Genomic DNA, 18,594 nt, shown 5'->3' with positions numbered 1-18,594 from the left:
CTACCGTTTTCGAACATTTCACTTATTGCGTTTATTTCGAATACTGCGTAGGCACACGCCGTAGAGGAGCCCGCCCGTGACCATCCCAGCTTTCGCCGAGGAGATCGGCGCACGGCTGCCTTCCGCAAGCGAGAAGGCCGCTGCCAACCAGCTACGTCAGATCATCGCCGTCCACGCCGACGGTGACGCGACGCTGCGTGTGCTCGGTGACGATCGCCAGCCTGTCGACGTGACGCTCACGCCCGCGCTCTCGCACCTGCTGATAGAGCTGCTGGGGCACATCGGTCGCGGTGACGCGGTGACACTGGTCCCGGTGCATCAGATGCTGTCGACGCAGCAGGCCGCCGACATCCTGAACGTGTCCCGGCCGCACCTGATCTCGTTGCTGGAGAAGGCGTCGATCCCGCATGTGCTGGTGGGCAGGCACCGGCGCATCCGAGCCGAGGATCTGTTCGCATACAAGCAGGAGCGAGACTCTAGACGTCGACAGGCACTGTCCGACCTCGCCGAGAACGACGCGGAGCTGCTGTAACCTTGTTCGCCAACCGCTACACAGCCTTCGTCGATGCGTGCGCACTGGTCGGTGTGCTCAAGCGCAATATGCTGCTGACGCTCGCCGAGGAGGGCTTCTTCCGCATCCGGTGGTCGGCAGAGGTGCTGGACGAGGTCGAGCGCGCCGTCGACGAGATTCACGCGGCCAAGGGGAACTCCAACTCGGCGGCCGTCGCCAGGAACCAGCGCGAGCGCATGGAGAGCGCGTTCGAGGAAGCCCCTGTGACGGGCTATGAGGCCCTCAAGGCCGTCTGCACCGGCGTGCCCGATCCGAACGACCATCACGTCGTCGCTGCGGCCCTGAAGGCACAAGCGGCGACGATCGTGACGGACAACCTCAAGGACTTTCCCCAGGGTGTCCTGGCAGATCTGAACATCGAGGCGAAGTCGACCGATGCGTTCATCGCAGACACCATCGAACTTGATCCGGGCCGGGCAGTCGGAGCGATCAGGCGAATGCGCGAACGCTTCAAGAACCCGGCGCTGAACGCAGAGGCGCTGCTCCTGAAGATCGAAGCGGTGGGGCTGACGGAAACCGCCGACACGCTTCGATCCTACCTCTCGGTCCTCTGACGCTCGCTTCCGTCGTGCGTTTGTCTGCGGTGGCCTGTAGTCGGCGGGGACGCCCCCAGAAGTCGTTTGCGACCGAGAACCGCGTCAACCTTCACTTTGACGATGATGCGTGCATCGCGGCGCACGTCGAGCGCGGGCCGACAAAGAAAGCGGCAGGCACCGATGTGCTCGGCGCCTGCCCCAAGTAGCGATCCATGCCACCGGGGAGGTGATGCATGGGCTCCAGGCTCGAGAGCCTAGATCCTGATGCCGGACTTGCCCGGCGCGATAATCCCGTTGGGGTCGAGCGCCTGCTTGATCCTGCGGTTGACGTCCATGCGGACCTCGCCCTGCAAGGCGGCCGCCTGGTCCATGAAACCGATGTTGGTGCGATAGACGCCGATGCCGATCTTGCCGAACTCGGTGAGCAGCTTCCCTGGGGAACCGAACACCGGCACAAGCGCGTCGGGCGTTCCTGCATGATGGAAGCGTCACACCCGACGCGCTTGTGCCGGTGGAGCAGCACGAATATCAAACCGGCAGACTCTCGTTATGACCGCGGGACCAGCGGGGGGCAGGTCAGCTGGACGGCTGCGGCGGAGCCGCAGATCGCGCAACGGGCGCATCGTTTGAGAACGGTTGCAGGAGCGTCTCATCGACAGTCAGCCCAGCCAGCCAACGGCTGCGCTCAATTTCCACTTCAACCTTCGCTCTCGCGCTGGGCAAGCGTCGCAGAGCGGTCTTGAGGCTATCGGTCCGAAGTGATCGCCAGATTTCAGCCCGGCCAATTAGGCTTCGAGCATCCGCTGGAACGCGGCGGCGATAATAGAATTGGCCTGCTCGAATGCATAGCCCTTGAGGCCGTTTGTGTAGCAGGTTTGTGTAACAGTCACCTTGAAGGTAAGTGACTGTTTTTACGATCCTTTTCGCCGATTCCGGGACCGGATTGTGTAGCAGACCTGTGTAGCAAACACGCTTTGAGGACCGTCCTTGCGACGATTTCTCAATGTTTTCAGTTATTTGGAAGCCAATGGTGCCGGGGACGGAACCGCAAAACCTCCATAAGAAGCTGATATAATGTAATAGTTTGTGTGTCGATTTTCAGGGATGCCCCCAAATGTGCCCCCAGCCGGACTTCGCTACCCTCATTTTCTCCACTATTCTGTTCGTCTTTACGCGCCAGTGAACGGCATTGCGTACGTGCCATGCAATCATGCGCCCGACGTCCAACTCGCGATGCGAGCGGGCTTCGTCATTCGCGCACCGGACATTGCGGACGATCTGGTTAGGCAGCTTCAGGTCCGCGAAGACAGGATAGCGGTCGTTCGGATGCGTCGGTCCCGGCGACAGCTTTCGACCAATTGTCGCCGGTCGACATAAGCCACTTGAACGTCTTTTTGCGCCAAAACCCGTCGCTGAAGGGTGTCTCCGCATGCGGCGAAGCGCACCGCAACGCGACGCGGCCGTTCGATCGGTCAGGCGTACGTCCCCAACTGCCAGTCCTTCACCCGGAGTTCGAGGCAAACCCTCTCTGTGTAAACGGGACGCCTGACCTAACTGCACTCGATGCGACGAACGCCGTTCTGGGACGGCAGGTCCGGGAAGCGACGGGCATACCGCACTTGTTTTCAGCCGGGGGCCTGCTGCGCCAACCTGGCCAGATCCAGCGATTCGAAGACTTCCGTGATGCCCCTGTCATCGTGGCGAGCGAACAATGTGTATTCATTTTCATACGGCTGGTTCGTCGCGCGAAAGCGTGCACGATATATGAAGCGGACCGCGCTGATGCTCTCGGAACCCACCTCGTCGAGAATTTCCACGGTGCAGTCCTCGAAGTAGACGTCGCTCCAGACAGAACGGTTGAAGGCGGTGACGGCATCGTAGCCCTTCATCGGCACTGAAAACGGAAGCGAGGGCGGCAGGCTCCACTCCACGTTGGGTGCGTACATCTTGGCCATCTCGGCCGCATTTCCAAAGTTCCGGACGAGCTGTCCAGCAGGGGTCGTATCGCCAATGCGCATCAGCATCGCTCCATTCAAAGTGCACCGCCTGCCAGACGCAATTCAGGCAGGCGGTGCATGCAGCAATCAGGAAAATTCCAGACCGGGCCTGCCGCTGTCGCACCAGGCATTCAGAACCTTGGTGAATGCGATCGGCCCGGGAGCGTAAGTATCGACTAGCAGGCCTTTGTCGATGTCTCCTTCGCCCGTGTAATAGCCGGGGGTGCACGTCTCCAGATAGGGCCGTCCGGCACGGGCCAGTTCACGGATCTCGGCCACCCAGGCGGTTTCAGCCTGCTCGGTGACTTCGACACGGGTTTTCCCTGCCGCCTTTGCCGCAACGATGACCTGCACGATGTGGCTCGCCTGCTCGTCCAAGGTGTCGGTAATGTTGGGTTTGAAGCCATTTTGCCCCAGCGCCATCATGAAGAAGTTCGGGAAACCATGGGTCGCCAGACCATAGAGCGTGCGGGTGCCGGTCGCGAACTTCTCGGTCAGGGACTGGCCATCGGCTCCGTGGATTTCGAAAGCGGCCCGCCGGGCATAGGCCGTGCCGGTCTCGAAACCGGTGGCGAAGATGATGCAATCGACAGGATATTCGACGCCGCCGAACACGATGCCGGTTTCCGTGATCCGGTCCGGCCCGCGCCCCTCGGTGTCGATGAGGCTGACATTGGGGCGATTGAAGGCGTCCAGATATTCATCATTGAACGTCGGGCGCTTGCAGAACATGCCGTACCAAGGCTTGAGGCCAGCCGCGGTCTTGTCGTCCGTGACGGTCCGGGCGATGCGGTCGCGAATGTCGTTGCCCTTGCGGAAATCGGCAATCTCCATGGCCTGCGCCAGATCGTCGGGAGCAATGGCCGATCCGTCGGGATGCCGTAGCGCCGTCATGGTGTCGTGGAACAGGTGGGTCCACCCGTCGTCCACCATATCCGTGCCGGCATTGACCCCGTTGAGAGTTGCGATGAAATTGTCCATGCGTTCGCGCTGCCAGCCCGGCTTCAGCGACTTGACCCAGTCCGGGTCGGTGGGCTTGTTCCCGCGAACATCGACCGTCGAAGGCGTGCGCTGCACGACGTAGAGATGCTTCGCGTCCCGGGCGACGTAGGGCACGCACTGGATGGCGGTCGCGCCCGTGCCGATCACGGCGACGCGCTTGTCCGCGAGGCCGGTCATTTCGCCCCGGCTATGTCCGCCGGTGTAGCCGTAGTCCCACCGGCTGGTGTGGAAGGTGTGGCCCTTAAAGCTGGCAATGCCGGGAATGCCGGGAAGCCTCGGGCGATTGAGGGGGCCACTGGCGCTGAGCACGTAGCGGGCGCGGATCTTGTCGCCGCGATCGGTGGTTACCGCCCAGCGATCGGCGTCTTCGTCCCAGCGCAGTTCGGTGATCTGCGTCTGGAACAGGGTGGAGGGATAGAGATCGAAGGTCTTGCCGATGCGCTTGGCGTGTTCGAACAGTTCGGCAGCATGGGCGTACTTTTCGGTGGGGATGTAGCCCGTCTCTTCCAGCAGCGGCATGTAGATATAGGCTTCGATGTCGCACTGGGCGCCGGGGTATCGGTTCCAGTACCAGGTGCCGCCGAAATCGCCCGCCTTCTCGATGATCCGGAAGCTGTCGATGCCCGCCTTGCGCAGCTTCGACGCCGCCAGCAGCCCGCCGAACCCGCCGCCGATGATAACGGCATCGACTTCTTCGGCGATGGCATCGCGCACCAGCGGAACCTCGATGTAGGGATCATCGATGTAGTGGCTGAAATCGCCCGTCACCTCGATGAACTGCTCGTTCTTGCGGGGGTTGAGGCGCTTCTGGCGTTCCAGCGCGTACTTTGCGCGCAGCTCTTCGAGGTTTACGCCGTAAGCTGCGGCGAGATCGTTTCTGGTAGGTGCTTCGGTAGCCATGGCTCGGGTTGCTCCTGGATTGCGATCGTTACTGGGATTGGGACGAATGCCGGTCGATGAAGCGCGCGATCTGGGCGAGCGTGGCATCGGCCGCAGATGATGCGGGCGCCAGCGTCAGGTAGGCGTGAGGCGCTCCGTCCTGATGATGCGTGGTGACATCGCACCCGGCCTGAGCAAGCGCGCAAGCGTAGTCTTGCGCTTCCGCCGCGAGAAGGTCGGCCCCTGCTGTGATAACCAAAGCGGGTACAAGCCCTACCAGAACGCCGCGCGCCGGCGCGAACCGCGGGTCGGCGCGCTGACCGCGATCGGGCACGTAGAGATCGTAGAAGGCGCTGATCTCTTCCAGTCCCATGAAGGGCGGGGCGAAGGCTCGCATCGCCTCGGTGTCGGTATCGCCCGCGACCGAGGGATAGATCAGGATCTGGCCGGCGAGACGCCCACCGCCGCTGTCGCGGTCCACCTGCGCCAGCACGGCAGACAGGTTGCCCCCGGCGCTGTCGCCGCCCACAAAGAGGGGGCCATCCGGCGACAGCTCCCGGTAGACGGCGCACACGTCTTCCACGGCCGCAGGAAAGGGGTGTTCGGGGGCGAGGCGGTACTCGACCGATACCACGCGGCACCCGGTCCGTGCGGCCAGGGTCCGGGCGAAGCTGTCGTAATCGGCAACCGAGCCGACGACCCACCCGCCGCCGTGAATGAACAGGATGGTCGCGCGCGGCCTCGCGCTGGGGCGATAGTCGCGGACGGAAACACCTGCAATGCAGGCGTCGGCCACGCTGTGCATGTCGGGGCCGCCTGTCGGCGAGACTTGCGACAGCACGGCCCGCATGACGTCGGGCGGGCTGTTGGTGATCGACGGCAGGCCCGGGGCCGACAAGGCTTCGGCCAGATCGGCCATCTCGGGATCAATGTTTACATTACTCACAGAGCCTCCTCGGCAGCCATCGCCTGCCGCATCACGAATTTCTGGACTTTCCCGGAGGCCGTCATGGGCAATTGATCGACCAGTCGGACGATCGCCGGAACTTTGTAGTGCGCGAGCTGGCCGCGGCAGAATGCCCGGATCTGGTCCGCGTCGATGGTGGACCCTGCTGCGGTCACGACCCAGGCGCAGACGATCTCGCCAAATTGCTGGTCAGGCACGCCTATGACCGCGACATCTACGATCTCGGCATGGCGGTAGAGGTACTCCTCGATCTCGCGCGGCGAGATGTTCTCGCCGCCGCGGATGATCATGTCCTTCGCCCGGCCGGTGATCCGGACGTAGCCCGCCTCGTCCATCACGGCGAGGTCGCCCGAATGCATGAAGCCATCGCGGTCCACAGCCTTGGCGGTCGCGTCGGGATCGTTCCAGTAGCCCGCCATCACGGAATAACCGCGCGTGCACAGCTCGCCTTGGGTGCCGCGCGCCACCGTCTCGCCCAGCCCGTCCACGATCTTGATCTCGATGTGGGGCATCACCTGGCCGACAGTCTCCACGCGCACGCTGATCGGATCGTTGGCAGAGGTCTGGGTGCTGACCGGGCTGGTTTCGGTCATGCCATACGCGATGGTCACGTCGCGCATATGCATACGATCCATGACCCGCCGCATCACTTCGACGGGACAAGTCGTTCCGGCCATGATCCCGCCGCGAAGCGAAGCCAGGTCGCGGTCCTGCCGGTCCAGCGCCGAAAGCATGGCGATGAACATCGTCGGCACGCCGTAGCAATGGGTGCAGCGTTCGGCCTCGATCGCGGCAAGGCTCGCCTCGGCGTCAAAACCGGGCGCGGGATAGACCATGGTCGCACCGCTGGCGATACAGGCGAGATTGGCCATCACCATGCCGAAGCAATGGTACAGCGGGACGGGGACGCAGACCCGGTCGCCGCTGCCTATACCGGCCCTGCGTCCGACGTCCGCGCCGTTGTTGAGGATGTTCCGGTGGGTGAGCGTGACTCCCTTCGGTCGCCCGGTGGTGCCGCTGGTAAACTGGATGTTGACCGGTTCACAGGCATCGGGCGCGACGCCGTCCAGCCAGGTGAGGTCCGATGACGGAAGCTCGGTGAACGCCAGGTAGCCGCTGGGCGGCACGTCGCCGAGCCACACGCGAAACTCCAGCTCGGGCGCGTCTATGCCCGCCAGTTCGGCGGCATAATCAATGTCCTTGAATCCCGGGGCCATGACGATGGCCCGGGCTCCGGAAAGGTTGAGCACGTGTTCCAGTTCAACCCGGCGATAGGCCGTATTGAATGTCACGAACACCAGACCGGCACGCGCGGTTGCGAATTGCAGCAGTGTCCATGCAGCGCAGGTGGGCGCCCAAACGGCGACCCGGTCACCGCGATTCAGCCCGAGCTTGCGCAGGCCCGCCGCCAACTGGCTGACCCGCCGGTCAAGCTCGCCGAACGTCAGCCGGATGCCCTCATGGCACGACACCAGTGCATCCTCGGACGGCCAGAGTGTTGCGGCGCGCGCAACAGCCTCCCCGATGCCATACTCGATCAACGGAACGTCGATCTCGCCAGCCGACAATGCCAGCGTGCGGAGCGCACCGGTTTGCGTCGCCATCCTCTTCTCCATCGCCGCAGCCTCGGCGGGCCTTGTGCTGGAGGGAATTGTAACCGATTGACGGACGTCTTCTTTGCAAAATATGACAATGAATTATCAATTTGCGACAGGTGTGCAGCTATGCAGACAATGGCCGATGCCGGTGCCGTCCGGCAGTTCGTACGATTTGCTCAGGCCGTCGGCCTGCCTCTGCAAAGCATTCTCGATCCGGACCTAGGAGCGATCGTCGCTGCGGCGGCGCAATCCGAACGGATTCCCGCGCACGGCATTGTTGATCTGCTACAGGTTTGCTCTGCGGTTTCCGGCAGGTCCGACCTCGGCATCGCCTTTGCTGCATGGGGAAATATGCGCGGCTACGGCCCGTTGAGCCTGCTGTGGGATCATTGCCCTACGTTCAGTGAGGCGATCAGGGTCAACCAGCAGTATCTGCATCTTGAAAGCGGCGCCCTGGCGACGCGCTCCGAAGAGTTCGGCGACGAGGTCTACCTCAGTTCCATCCTGCTCGTCGAAGCCCGCTTCGGGGGGGCGCAGTTTCTGGAAGCCACGGCCGCACTGTCCATGATCGTCGGGCGGCTCATTCTTGGCCAAACCTGGTCGCCCGTGAAGATGGAGTTCCAGCACCCCGCACCCAAGTCGTTGAGGCAGCATCACGACCTGTTTCGCTGCCCGATCGAGTTTGGCGCCGAGCGCAACGCGCTGGTGGTCAGCAAGGCGGACCTTACCCGGGAAACCGGTGCTGGCAACGCGCATATGCTGGCATACCTCGAACGTCACCTGGCGTCGTCATCGGCCCAATGGCCCGAAGACCTCGTGCACCAGGTCGAGCGCATCGTGTCTACCAACCTTTCGTCCGGAGATGCGGCGCTGGAGCAAGTGGCCGCGGCGCTGAACATGAATTTGCGGACTTTGCAGCGCCGTCTTTCAGCGCAGGGACAAAGCTACAACCGTCTCGTCGAGCGGGTACGCAAGCGGATCGTCCAAGATTACACGAACAGCAACGCCCATCCCAACCTGTCCGAACTCGCGTTCCGCCTAGGCTACAGCGAAACTTCCGCAGCCAGCCGATTTCTCAGTGCGAAGATGGGCATCCGGCTGCGCGGGTAACTGCGGCAGCTATCTCCGGCGTTGCCCTAGAGTCGCCATTCCGGAGCGCGCGCAAGCCCAAGTATAGGAAAGATGGGTAACGCTACTACACGAATGGCAAGTTTCGTCGTAACCGGACTTGCCCAGAAGCGGCGGCGATCGGCAGAAAAGTCCCAAGGACAGTCGATCGCACCCACGCGGGTACGCGATGAACATAGGGCAGGTATCAGGGATCGTCTTGAGTGCCGAGAACGGCCGCTCTGTTTGTGCGAGCTGCAGTTGTGACCTACCGGATTTTCTGAAGGCGCTAGTCCGATTGCCTTCGCAGCGTTGCCAGGAGGGTTTCGAGCGCGGCAATTTGTTCGTCGGACTGATGCTTCCTCGTCGAAGTGCGCGTGCGGATCAATTCGCCCTGCCTATGCACCGATACCTGGCCATAGCTGGTGAACGTCGTCAGCACCTTTTCATGGCCAAGGTTTTGCGACCACGCCTTCATCTGTTCGGGCGTCAGGTCCATCGCCATCGCGTGGCGCACCAGCATATCGCGGAAGGTGTGCGGGTTGAAATAGGGCAGGTCCGCCCCGGCGAAGGCCCGCTTGAACACGTCGCGGATCGGGTTGGTGGTGGTCCAGCCCGTGCGGCTCAATCCTTTCGGCTGGAAACCGCCCCCTTCCCCGATGCCCATTTCGGTGGACGGGAACAGGTAGTCACCGGGGCCACGCAGATGATCTTCGCGCAGTTCGCGCACCCAGTCCGCCAGAATGTATTGCGTACCGTCGATCACCGGCATGAAGTAGGTGCGGAACGTCTTGGCGAACTTCGTGCGGACCAGCCGTGCGTCCTGTTCGATCCATCCCCCCGCCAGATCGACGTGGCCCAACCGGAATGACGCCAGCGCATTGACGCGTGCCGCCGTCAGCGCGGCGCAGGCCACCAGCGCCCGGTCGCGCCGTTCGATCGCGGTGGCGGTCGGCATGGTCTCCAGCACGCGCTGCACCTGTTCGATCGACGGCACCGCCTTTTCCCTATGCGCGCGGGCGATGGCGGTCTCCTTCTCGCTCAGGCTGAAATAGTCCGCGTCGGACCACGCGATCTTCTGCTTGAAGCCCGGCTCGCGCGACAGCCATTCGAAGAACACCTTCAGGTCGGACAGCGTCGAATGCACCGTCGCCTTGCTCAAGTTCTCGCCGGTGCGGGCGTTGCGTGCTTCGGCCATGCGGCGCTTGAACGCCATCGCCTGTTCGCGGTGGAACTTGCGGAAGTCCTTGCGCCCGGTGGAGTCCTCGAAGCGGGCCAGCGACTTCGCCACGCGGTCGATCGTCGCCTCGTCGCGCCCCTTCGCTTCCTTCAGGAACAGCAGGTATTCCCGCTTCACCCGTTCGTTTTGGGCATTGTGTTTGGTCATTTGTCGCCTCGCTTGCCGAAGTCACAATTCAGGGAAGGGGAACCGCGCCCACTTAGGCGTTCTGGTGCTTCCACGAATTGCACCGTCAGACCGGGCATGATGCGGCCCAGATCGTCGCGCCGCGCGCTGCGGTGCATGACGGTTCCACAAGTGTCGCAGATGCCGCGAAGGTTGCCGCTGGTGGCCTTCAGCGCCACGTAATCGACCATTCCCAACGCCGGTTCGCGCGGGGCGCGGCAGCGCAGGCAATACATCTGGCCCAACCCGCAGGACTGTTTGCGGTCGCGGTTGCGAGCCGTCAGGAAGCGTCGCACCGTTTCGCCGTGGAACAGAAGCGGGCGGACCTTGTCGATCGGTTCCAGCCCCGCCTGTTGCCAGTGGCGGACGGTGTTCTTGTGGACTTCCAGACAGCCCGCCAGCTCCGGCACGCTGTAGGTCCGGTGCATCTTCACCCGGTTGGGGTTGACCCGGCGTGCGGGCACCGGACTACTCCTGCCCCGCCACCAGACGGCGGATCGATTCCGTCTTCACCAGCGTGCGGCGACCCAGCTTGATGACTTCCAGCCGCCCGTCGGCGATCATCGTATAGATGGTGGTGCGGCCCACGCTCAGCGTGCGTGCGGTTTCATTGATCGAGTTGGTGAGGCGTTCCATGGGTGTTGCTCCATTTGGCCCGGGGCGGGTGCCAGCGGGTTCAATGGAACATCAGCGGATCGGGGCAGCGGGGCGGCCAAGAACCGCCAGAAACTGCCAATTACTCTGTGGCTGCGGAGTTATTGGCAGTTTGCAGTTTGATTGCATTAAGCTCGGCGACGAAGCGTTTGCCATAGTCGCGCAGTTGGCTGCTTTCGGGCGCATTGTCCTGGGTATCGATGAACCACGCGCGCAGGTGGCGGGCGATGTCCGATTGATTTGGATCTTTGCCGTCGTCACGAAACAGGCCGTCCCGGCTACCATGCGCAATTGCGGCCAGATGGAGCAATGCCCCGTCCCAGTCCCATTTTCGCGGTGCGCCGCCTGCGCTCGCGCGGGGCGTTGATGTCAGGACATCAATCGCGGGAAGCCCAGATCGATCAAACTTTACGCCCGTCGCCGACCCTGTGGCGTAGTATCCCGCATCATCGTCGTCGAACGCGAAATCGCCAGCAATCCAGTCGACGGTCGCAACGGTCCGCAAGCGTTGCAAGGTGCGCCAGAAATACGGATCGATCGTCCTGACATACTCTTGCGGATGGAAAATCTGTTCTTCGCCACCGTTGCGGTTCCCTTGGACAAAGCGGAACCATACAGGGCTGGCCAGCAATGTTCCTTCGGTTAGCCGACGCATCAGTGCATCGGCTGCTCTGGTCATAGCTGCGCGCTGCTGTGTCTCCTTGGACGCATATTCCGCAACGTCGTGACGCGCATAAGCCTCGCTCACAAGGCGTAGCGCTTCGCGTGAAGCTATCCATTCGCGGGGCTTATCAAGCTGCTTAGATGCGTCGGCGGCACGTTGGGGAGAGTGCATGACGCCATCGTGTTGAATTGGGCGTCAGCGCACAAGGGCGAACGGCGACGTTTCCACCAGTATCAACACTACAAGGGGGCCGTCGGTTTATTCGCCCGACTGGAATCTGTTGTCGCGTCACCTCGCTTGATGTTTCGGCAAGACAAGAATGTCCGCACCCGTCCTAAGCGTATCGAGAAAATCCGCCCACCATTGCGCCATATCGACGCGCTCCTGCCAGTGTGCGCCGCGATGATAGGCAGCACGGACCGCATCCTTGTCCTTGTGTGCCAGCGCCCGCTCGATGGCGTCAGGTGACCACTTGCCAGACTCGTTCAACAGCGTGCTGGCCATCGCGCGGAATCCGTGGCCGGTCATTTCATCGCTGGCATAGCCCATCCGACGAAGCGCGGCGTTGATGGTGTTTTCCGACATCGGGCGCAGGTGGGTGCGGATTGACGGGAACACGAATTGCCCGTCCCCCGTCAGGGCGCGGATTTGCTTCAAAATGTCCAGTGCTTGGCGCGACAAGGGAACGACGTGTTCGGCGCGGGCCTTCATCTTGTCCGCCGGAATCCGCCATACCGCCGCGTCCTCGTCGATCTCCGACCATTCGGCGTGCCGCAGTTCGCCCGGGCGCACGAAAACGAGCGCTGCCAGTTGCAGGGCAAGGCGCGTCACCGGATGGCCATCATAGCCGTCGATCGCGCGCAACAGTTCACCGGCCTTGCGCGGTTCAAGGATGGCGGCGTGGTGCTTCGACTTGTGACTGGTCAATGCACCCCGAAGGTCGCGGGTCGGGTCGGATGCGGCCAGCTGGTTGGCGATGGCGAAGCGAAATACCTGGCTGGCGAATTGCAAGGCCCGGTGCGCGGCTTCGGTGCGCCCGGTCGTCTCGTGCTTGCGTACCGCTTCCAGCATTTCGAACGGCTGGATCTCCGAGACGGGGCGTTGACCGATGGCACGATCTAACAACTTCAGCAGCCATTCCTGCTTCGTGGTGGTGGCTTCGGCGCGGCCCTCGCGTTTGCACTTGGCGATGTAGCGCTGCGCGACGACCACGAACGAGTTGGCGGCGCTAACCTTGGCGGCGTGGCGATCCTGCTTTTTCTTCTCTGCCGGATCGATGCCGCTGGCCAGCAGCTTGCGAGCGGCATCTCGCAGATCGCGTGCAGCTTTCAGCGAGACTTCAGGATAGGCCCCAAAAGCCAGCTTCTTTTCCGTGCCGGTCGGGGTCCGGTACTTCAACCGCCAGAGCCGTCCGCCGGATGGTGAAATCTGAAGATAGAGGCCCTTTTCATCCGCTACGCGATAATCCTTGTCGCGGGGCTTCAGGGCGCGGATTGCAGCATCGCTTAGGGGCATCGTGGGGGCCTTTCAGATAAGGCGTTTTCACAAGGCCCCCGCAAAGGCCCCCACGATCAACCCACTATGGGCGATCAATGCCGGACGCCAGCGGTAAAGCCGACGTGCAATATGGCGGATTTCTGCGGATTTTTCAATCATTGGCGGTCATTTGCGGACAGGCCAATGGTGCCCGGGGACGGAGTCGAACCGCCGACACCGTGATTTTCAGTCACGTGCTCTACCAACTGAGCTACCCGGGCATCGCGTCGGCCGCGGCCTGGAAGGCGGCGGCTGTCGATTGGAAGCGCGCCTATGGCGAACGGGGGCGGGCTTGTCCAGCCCCGCTGCCAAGATTTTTTGCGCTGATGTCTACTGGTCTTCGTCGATGTCGGCGGGCGGGCCGGGAATGGCGTAGCCGTCGTCCAGCCAGCGCACGAGGTCGCGGTCGCGGCAGCGGGGCGAGCAGAACGGGGAGTGCGCTTCGCTGCGGGGTTTGCCGCAGATCGGGCAGCGCCGGGTCTTGGGGGCGGGGCTGGTGGTCATGACGCCAGCGCCTGCGCGAATCCGGCGGCGAGGGCAAGGGCTGGCCGTTCGTCGCGCACCACCTGGCGCCCGGTGCGGCGGACCAGTTCGACTTCCCATGCGGGCGTGATCGCGCGCAGCACGGCGGGGTGCGCGGCAAGGTGGAGCACGCCGGGTTCGGCGACGCGCTCGGCCTGGCGCAGCAGGATGCGTGCGGCGGCGCCGAGCGGATCGCGGGCGAAGCGGGCGGGCAACGATGGGCGTTCCAGCCGCGCGACCAGCTGGACGAAGCCATAGCCGTTCATCGCGGTGCGTTCGGCCTTCCACGCGCCGAGCGCGTCCGCCAGCGCCGTGTCGACAGCCTGTCGGTCCTTCTTTTCGGGGAGCGTCGGAAAGTCGATGCCGATCGAGCCGCCGATGTCGAGCCGGGGCAGCGCCGCGGCGATGGCGGGGACGGCGGCGAGGCACAGTGCGGGGAGCGGCGGCGGTCCGTCGATGTCGATCAGCGTCATCGCCGGGGTGGGGCTGATGGCGAGGCTGCCGCCTGCGAATGCGACTTCGCCCGAGAAGGCTTCCTCGACCAGTTCGTGCCAGCCTGCCCGGTCGAAATCGCGGTCGGTGACGCGCAGCGCGCGCACCGGGTGGCCTTCGCCGCGCAGGGCTTCGAGCAGGGTCGGGGCGGGGCGTTCAGCTTCATCCGGTCCGGCGGGGCGCGCCTGCGGCAGCTTGGTGCGACCCTTTTCGGCAATCGCGGCGCGGGTCACGCGCAGGCGGATTTCGCGCCCCTCTGTCGCTTCGGGCGGGAGACTGTCGACCTGCGTTTCGGTGCCATCGGAAAACCGGGCGAAGCCGCGCCGCGTGCCCGCGATGCGGCGCGTGATTCGCGCCATGGCGACGTGGCCGGGGCGCAAGGGCTCGCCCCAGTCGATCCGCGCGGCGAGGATCGTGGCGCCTTCGACCAGGATCGCGCGTTCTTCGCCGATCCCGGCTTCATGGAGCCATTCAGGCAAGCGCGACCCCGGCGGCGCGCAGCAGGCGGCGCGTTTCGAACAGGGGCAGGCCGACGACGCCCGAGTGGCTGCCCGACAGCCAGTCGCAGAAACCTTCGGCGCTGCCCTGAATGGCATAGCCGCCGGCCTTGCCGTGCCATTCGCCGCCCGCGATGTAGGCGTCGATCTCGGCATCGGAGAGGCGCTTGAAGCGGACGATCGTCTCGCTCAGGGCTTCGCGCAAGTGGCCGTCGGGGCCGAGCAGCGCGATGGCCGAGAACACGCGATGGCGGCGGCCCGAAAGCAGCGACAGGCACGCCCGCGCGGTCGCTTCGTCCTCGGCCTTGGGCAGGATGCGGCGGCCGACGCCGACCACCGTGTCCCCGGCGAGGATCAGCCCGTCAGGGGCCAGCGCGGCGGCGGCGCGCGCCTTTTCGGCGGCAAGGCGCACCGCATGGGCGCGCGGGATTTCGCGGCTGAGCGGGCTTTCGTCGATATCGGTGGCGAGGACGCGGTCGGGCTTGATCCCCAGACGCGCGAGCAGTTCGAGGCGGCGCGGGCTGGCCGAGGCGAGAACCAGCGGGGGCCCGATCGGAGACCGGGGGGCGGCTGGCGAGGACAGGTTTGCGATCAGAAGCCGCCGGGGCCGCCGCGGCCGGGCATGAAGCGGTAGGTGATGCGCCCCTTGGTGAGATCGTAGGGCGTCAGTTCGACCAGCACTTCGTCGCCCACCAGCACGCGGATGCGGTTCTTGCGCATCTTGCCCGCGGTGTGGCCGAGAACTTCGTGATCGTTCTCCAGCTTCACGCGGAACATCGCGTTGGGCAGGAGTTCGACCACCGTGCCACGCATCTCTAGGAGTTCTTCTTTCGCCATGGGCGGGGTCGGACGCCTTTCGCTGGAAGTCTGCTGGAAACCGGAAACGATGCAGGGCCTCGAACCCCGCGCGCCGCGCGCATAGCGATTGCGGCGCCAAAAGAAAAGAGCGCGCGATTCTTTGGCGTTTCATGCTGCCCGTCATGCTGCGATGCGACAAAATGATACCATTCGCCCGTTGTTCCGGCGGGAGCGCAAGGCCAGCCTTGGCGTTATCGCCCCATGACCGATCCCTTGCCCGAAGCAGACGCATGATCCGAACGATTCCTTCCGCCGCGCTGGTTGCGCTGATCCTCCCCGCCGTTGCCGTGGCTGCCGAACAGCCGCAGGGCGTGCCGCAGGAGGCGCAGCCGCCCGTCTCGGTCAACGGCGAGGCGATCCCGGTCGACAGCAATGGCGACGGGCTGGACGACGTGGACGGCGACATCCTGGTGGTGGCGACGCGGCTGAAGGGGCAGGTCTCTGCCGCGCAGCCGCCGCTGGTCACGCTCGATGAAGAGGCGATCGCTTCGTACGGGGCGGGTTCGATCCAGGAATTGCTGGCGGCGCTGGCCCCGCAGACCGGATCGGGACGCGGGCGCGGCGATGGCGCGCCGGTGATCCTGCTCAACGGCATGCGCATATCGAGCTTCCGCGAAATGCGCGGCCTTCCGCCCGAGGCGATCCGCCGCGTGGAAGTGCTGCCCGAGGAAGTGGCGCTGAAATTCGGCTATCGCCCCGACCAGCGCGTGGTGAACTTCATCCTTAAGGACAACTTCCGCAGCTTTGGCAGCGAAAGCGACGTGAACCTGCCGGGGGCGGGTGGCTATACCAGCTGGAAGCAGGAGACGACGCTGGCGCGCATCGACAAGGGCGCGCGGCTGAACGTGACCGGCTCTTACGAGAAACAGAGCCCGCTGACCGAGGCCGAGCGCGGCATCGCGCAAGCCACTGGCGCGGGCATTGGCGTGAGCGGCGATCCCGCTGCCGCCGACTATCGCACGCTGCTGTCGGACACCACCAGCGCGCAGCTCAACGCCACGTGGGCCAAGCCGCTGGGCGGCGGGGCGGGGCTGACGCTCAATGCGCTGGCGCAACGCGACACGGCGACGAGCCTCAACGGCCTGAACGCCGTGACGCTGACCGATCCGGCCGATGGCACGGCCTATGCCCGCACGCTGCTCGATCCACGCGCGCTGACCACGCGCAAGCGCACGACCACCGTGTCGCTGGGCGCGGGGTTGAACAAGCCGCTGGGCGCGTGGCAGCTTTCGGTCACGGCTGACGGCAGCCACGTCGTCAGCGACAGCACGATCGACACGCGCGCCGATCTTTCGGGCTTGCAGGCGCTGGTCAATGCGGGCGTCTTTGCCGCGAACGGCGCGATCCCGGCCGATGCGGTGGTGGGCCTCGGCCCGGACCGCGCGCACAGCGTCACCAACAGCGCGACGTCGCTTGCCACGCTCAGCGGCCAGCCGCTGCGCCTGCCGGGCGGCGAGGCTTCGCTGACGGTCAAGGCGGGCTATGCCTATTCGGGGCTGCGATCGACCGATACGCGCACGCTGGCGGGGGCGACCGCGCTCAACCGGGGCGATGCGCAGGCGGGGTTCAGCCTCGACCTGCCGATCACCAGCCGGCGCGAGAACTTCGGCGCAGGGGTGGGCGACCTGTCGCTCAACCTCAACGGCGAGGTTCACCAGCTTTCGGACTTCGGCACGCTGGCCAACTATGGCGCGGGGCTGACGTGGGGGCCGACCGAGAAGCTGTCGCTGTCGGCGAGCTATATCGCCACGCAGGCCGCGCCGGGGCTGTCCGATCTCGGCGCGCCGACGACGCTGACGCAGGGCGTGACGCTCTACGATTTCACGCGCGGCGAGACGGTGCTGGCCAATGTCATCAGCGGCGGCAATCCCGCACTGAAGAAGGAACAGCAGCGCGACATCAAGCTGGCGGCCAACTGGGACCTGCCGTTCCTGAAGAATTCATCGCTGGTGGTCGAATATTTCCGCAACCGTTCGACCAACACCACCAACGCCTTTCCGCTGCTGACCAGCGAGGTCGAGGCCGCGTTCCCGGGGCGCGTGGTGCGCGATGCCAGCGGGCGCATCGTCTCGGTCGATCAGAGCCCGGTGACGTTCGCGGAGGAAAAGAGCAGCCGCTTGCGCTGGGGCATCAACCTGTCCGGCAACTTCGGCAAGCCGGACCCGGCGATGGCGCAGCGGCGCGGTGGTGGCTTTCGCGGCATGATGGGCGGCATGGGCGGTCCTCCGCCCGGTGGCCCAAGTGGTGGCATGGGCGCGGGTGGTCCTCCTCCGGGTGGCGGGTTCGGGCGTGGCGGGATGCGCGGCGGCCCGGGCGGGGGCGGCAGCGACGGGCGCGGGCGCTGGAACCTGTCGCTGACCCACACCATCCAGTTCACCAATACCGTCCAGATCGTGCAGGGCGGAACGGTTCTCAACCTGCTCGATGGCGATGCGGTTTCGGGCGGCGGGGTGGCGCGCCATTCGCTGCAGCTGGAAGGCGGCGGCTTCTATCGCGGCTTCGGGCTGCGGCTGAACGGCACCTACACCGGGGGGACGCATGTGAATGCGAGCGGCGCGCCGGGGGCTACGCGGCTCGATTTCGCGCCGATCGCGACGTTCAATATGCGCCTGTTCGCCGATCTTGGCCGCGTGCCGGGGCTGGCCGACAAGACGCCGTTCTTCAAGGGCGCGCGGCTGTCGCTGGGCGTGGACAACGTGTTCGATGCGCAGCAGCGCGTGACCGACGGAAACGGGCAGGTGCCGCTGCGCTATCAGTCGGGCTACCTCGATCCGGCGGGACGCGTCTTCAAGCTGGAGTTCCGCAAGCAGTTCTAGCGCGTCACACCCTGCGTCCGGTCACGAACTCCTGCGCGATGCGCAGGCGGCGCTGTTCCTCGTGGCCGTCGTAATCATCGGCGAAATGGCGCAGGCGGACGACGCTTTCCAGCGGCAGCTTTTCGTCGAAGCGGAAGCCGACGCGCCCGGCGCGGTGCCACACGACTTCGCCGAAGGTTTCGACATCCTGGATGGTCAGCACGCCTTCCGCCCCTAGCGGCGGCGTGCCGGACAGCGCGATCCGCGCGCCGGTGCGCGAAACGTCCTCCACCCGGCCCATCATCGTGCCGCGCAAGGTGACCAGGGTGCAGGGCAGCCCGGGGCCGAGCCGCACCCGCGCATCGGCGCGACGGCCGGTCTGGGACTGGCTGGTCGGGGAATGGGGCGGAACGAACGGGGCGGACATGCTGCCCTGCTTGCGCGCGCTCCGGTTGCATAAGGGATCGTCCGGGCATCCGGTGGTTTGCGTATCAGGGCGTCCGCGCCTATCTCG

Annotated in this window: 20 protein-coding genes and 1 tRNA gene; 4 read left to right on the top strand and 17 right to left on the bottom strand. The window is 64.7% G+C overall.

The genetic code is table 11. The features are described 5' to 3' along the window. Positions 1-76 precede the first annotated feature (76 nt). Entirely contained in the window at positions 77-532 is a 456-nt protein-coding gene (locus tag K3A84_RS11755; protein WP_225009541.1) for a helix-turn-helix domain-containing protein, read from the top strand. A 2-nt stretch (positions 533-534) separates the two neighbouring features. Then, positions 535-1,125 (top strand): PIN domain-containing protein, encoded by a 591-nt coding sequence (locus K3A84_RS11750; RefSeq protein WP_225009540.1) that lies wholly within the window; start codon positions 535-537, stop codon positions 1,123-1,125. 236 nt (positions 1,126-1,361) lie between these two features. Here K3A84_RS11750 and K3A84_RS20530 read toward each other — a convergent pair whose 3' ends face one another. The 6 genes from K3A84_RS20530 to K3A84_RS11725 form a co-directional block, all read right to left on the bottom strand. After that, a complete protein-coding gene (locus tag K3A84_RS20530) occupies positions 1,362-1,556 on the bottom strand; it encodes an FAD-linked oxidase C-terminal domain-containing protein (protein WP_225009539.1) in 195 nt (64 codons plus the stop codon). 127 nt (positions 1,557-1,683) lie between these two features. Further along, complete coding sequence (locus tag K3A84_RS20635; protein WP_404823159.1) at positions 1,684-1,950, bottom strand: DUF6538 domain-containing protein; 267 nt, start codon at positions 1,948-1,950, stop codon at positions 1,684-1,686. A gap of 782 nt (positions 1,951-2,732) precedes the next feature. Next, positions 2,733-3,131, bottom strand: coding sequence for a nuclear transport factor 2 family protein (locus K3A84_RS11740; RefSeq protein WP_225009538.1), 399 nt, complete (start codon positions 3,129-3,131; stop codon positions 2,733-2,735). Between the two features lie 60 nt (positions 3,132-3,191). Next, complete coding sequence (locus K3A84_RS11735) at positions 3,192-5,006, bottom strand: flavin-containing monooxygenase (RefSeq protein WP_225009537.1); 1,815 nt, start codon at positions 5,004-5,006, stop codon at positions 3,192-3,194. Positions 5,007-5,034: 28 nt separating this feature from the next. After that, positions 5,035-5,931, bottom strand: a complete 897-nt coding sequence (locus K3A84_RS11730; RefSeq protein WP_225009536.1) for an alpha/beta hydrolase — start codon at positions 5,929-5,931, stop codon at positions 5,035-5,037. Further along, positions 5,928-7,556, bottom strand: coding sequence for an AMP-binding protein (locus tag K3A84_RS11725; RefSeq protein ID WP_225009535.1), 1,629 nt, complete (start codon positions 7,554-7,556; stop codon positions 5,928-5,930). Before K3A84_RS11725 ends, K3A84_RS11730 begins: the two co-directional genes overlap by 4 nt. A 120-nt stretch (positions 7,557-7,676) precedes the next feature. Here K3A84_RS11725 and K3A84_RS11720 point away from each other — a divergent pair, with 120 nt between their 5' ends. Further along, positions 7,677-8,660 (top strand): AraC family transcriptional regulator ligand-binding domain-containing protein, encoded by a 984-nt coding sequence (locus K3A84_RS11720; RefSeq protein WP_225009534.1) that lies wholly within the window; start codon positions 7,677-7,679, stop codon positions 8,658-8,660. Positions 8,661-8,946: 286 nt separating this feature from the next. On the opposite strand, the gene K3A84_RS11715 is transcribed toward K3A84_RS11720, so the two are convergent. The 10 genes from K3A84_RS11715 to infA form a co-directional block, all read right to left on the bottom strand. Next, positions 8,947-10,044, bottom strand: coding sequence for a tyrosine-type recombinase/integrase (locus K3A84_RS11715; protein WP_225009533.1), 1,098 nt, complete (start codon positions 10,042-10,044; stop codon positions 8,947-8,949). Then, positions 10,041-10,526 (bottom strand): helix-turn-helix domain-containing protein, encoded by a 486-nt coding sequence (locus K3A84_RS11710; protein ID WP_225009532.1) that lies wholly within the window; start codon positions 10,524-10,526, stop codon positions 10,041-10,043. The genes K3A84_RS11715 and K3A84_RS11710 overlap by 4 nt, the downstream gene beginning before the upstream one ends. A gap of 4 nt (positions 10,527-10,530) precedes the next feature. Continuing rightward, positions 10,531-10,698: a helix-turn-helix domain-containing protein gene (locus K3A84_RS11705; RefSeq protein WP_225009531.1), complete on the bottom strand. Its 168-nt coding sequence runs from the start codon at positions 10,696-10,698 to the stop codon at positions 10,531-10,533. A gap of 100 nt (positions 10,699-10,798) precedes the next feature. Next, a complete protein-coding gene (locus tag K3A84_RS11700) occupies positions 10,799-11,395 on the bottom strand; it encodes a hypothetical protein (RefSeq protein ID WP_225009530.1) in 597 nt (198 codons plus the stop codon). A gap of 273 nt (positions 11,396-11,668) precedes the next feature. Continuing rightward, positions 11,669-12,895 (bottom strand): tyrosine-type recombinase/integrase, encoded by a 1,227-nt coding sequence (locus K3A84_RS11695; protein ID WP_225009529.1) that lies wholly within the window; start codon positions 12,893-12,895, stop codon positions 11,669-11,671. 166 nt (positions 12,896-13,061) lie between these two features. Continuing rightward, positions 13,062-13,137: transfer RNA gene (locus K3A84_RS11690), tRNA-Phe, on the bottom strand. Positions 13,138-13,246: 109 nt separating this feature from the next. Beyond that, positions 13,247-13,420: a DNA gyrase inhibitor YacG gene (yacG, locus tag K3A84_RS11685; protein ID WP_225009528.1), complete on the bottom strand. Its 174-nt coding sequence runs from the start codon at positions 13,418-13,420 to the stop codon at positions 13,247-13,249. Continuing rightward, positions 13,417-14,409: a ribonuclease gene (locus K3A84_RS11680; RefSeq protein ID WP_225009527.1), complete on the bottom strand. Its 993-nt coding sequence runs from the start codon at positions 14,407-14,409 to the stop codon at positions 13,417-13,419. Before K3A84_RS11680 ends, yacG begins: the two co-directional genes overlap by 4 nt. Beyond that, positions 14,402-15,019: a Maf family protein gene (locus tag K3A84_RS11675; protein WP_404823158.1), complete on the bottom strand. Its 618-nt coding sequence runs from the start codon at positions 15,017-15,019 to the stop codon at positions 14,402-14,404. The genes K3A84_RS11680 and K3A84_RS11675 overlap by 8 nt, the downstream gene beginning before the upstream one ends. Further along, entirely contained in the window at positions 15,019-15,264 is a 246-nt protein-coding gene (gene infA / locus K3A84_RS11670; RefSeq protein WP_225009526.1) for a translation initiation factor IF-1, read from the bottom strand. Before infA ends, K3A84_RS11675 begins: the two co-directional genes overlap by 1 nt. 251 nt (positions 15,265-15,515) lie before the next feature. Between infA and K3A84_RS11665 the strand changes: the two genes are divergently transcribed. Continuing rightward, positions 15,516-18,101, top strand: coding sequence for a porin family protein (locus K3A84_RS11665; RefSeq protein WP_225009525.1), 2,586 nt, complete (start codon positions 15,516-15,518; stop codon positions 18,099-18,101). 4 nt (positions 18,102-18,105) lie between these two features. On the opposite strand, the gene K3A84_RS11660 is transcribed toward K3A84_RS11665, so the two are convergent. Then, on the bottom strand, positions 18,106-18,507 hold the full coding sequence (locus K3A84_RS11660; RefSeq protein ID WP_225009524.1) for a PilZ domain-containing protein: 402 nt from the start codon (positions 18,505-18,507) through the stop codon (positions 18,106-18,108). Positions 18,508-18,594 lie beyond the last annotated feature (87 nt).

Source organism: Novosphingobium percolationis, assembly GCF_020179425.1.
Taxonomy (GTDB): domain Bacteria; phylum Pseudomonadota; class Alphaproteobacteria; order Sphingomonadales; family Sphingomonadaceae; genus Novosphingobium; species Novosphingobium percolationis.
The sequence above is the reverse complement of the archived record's forward strand: the minus strand, read 5'-3'. Positions and strand labels throughout refer to the sequence as shown.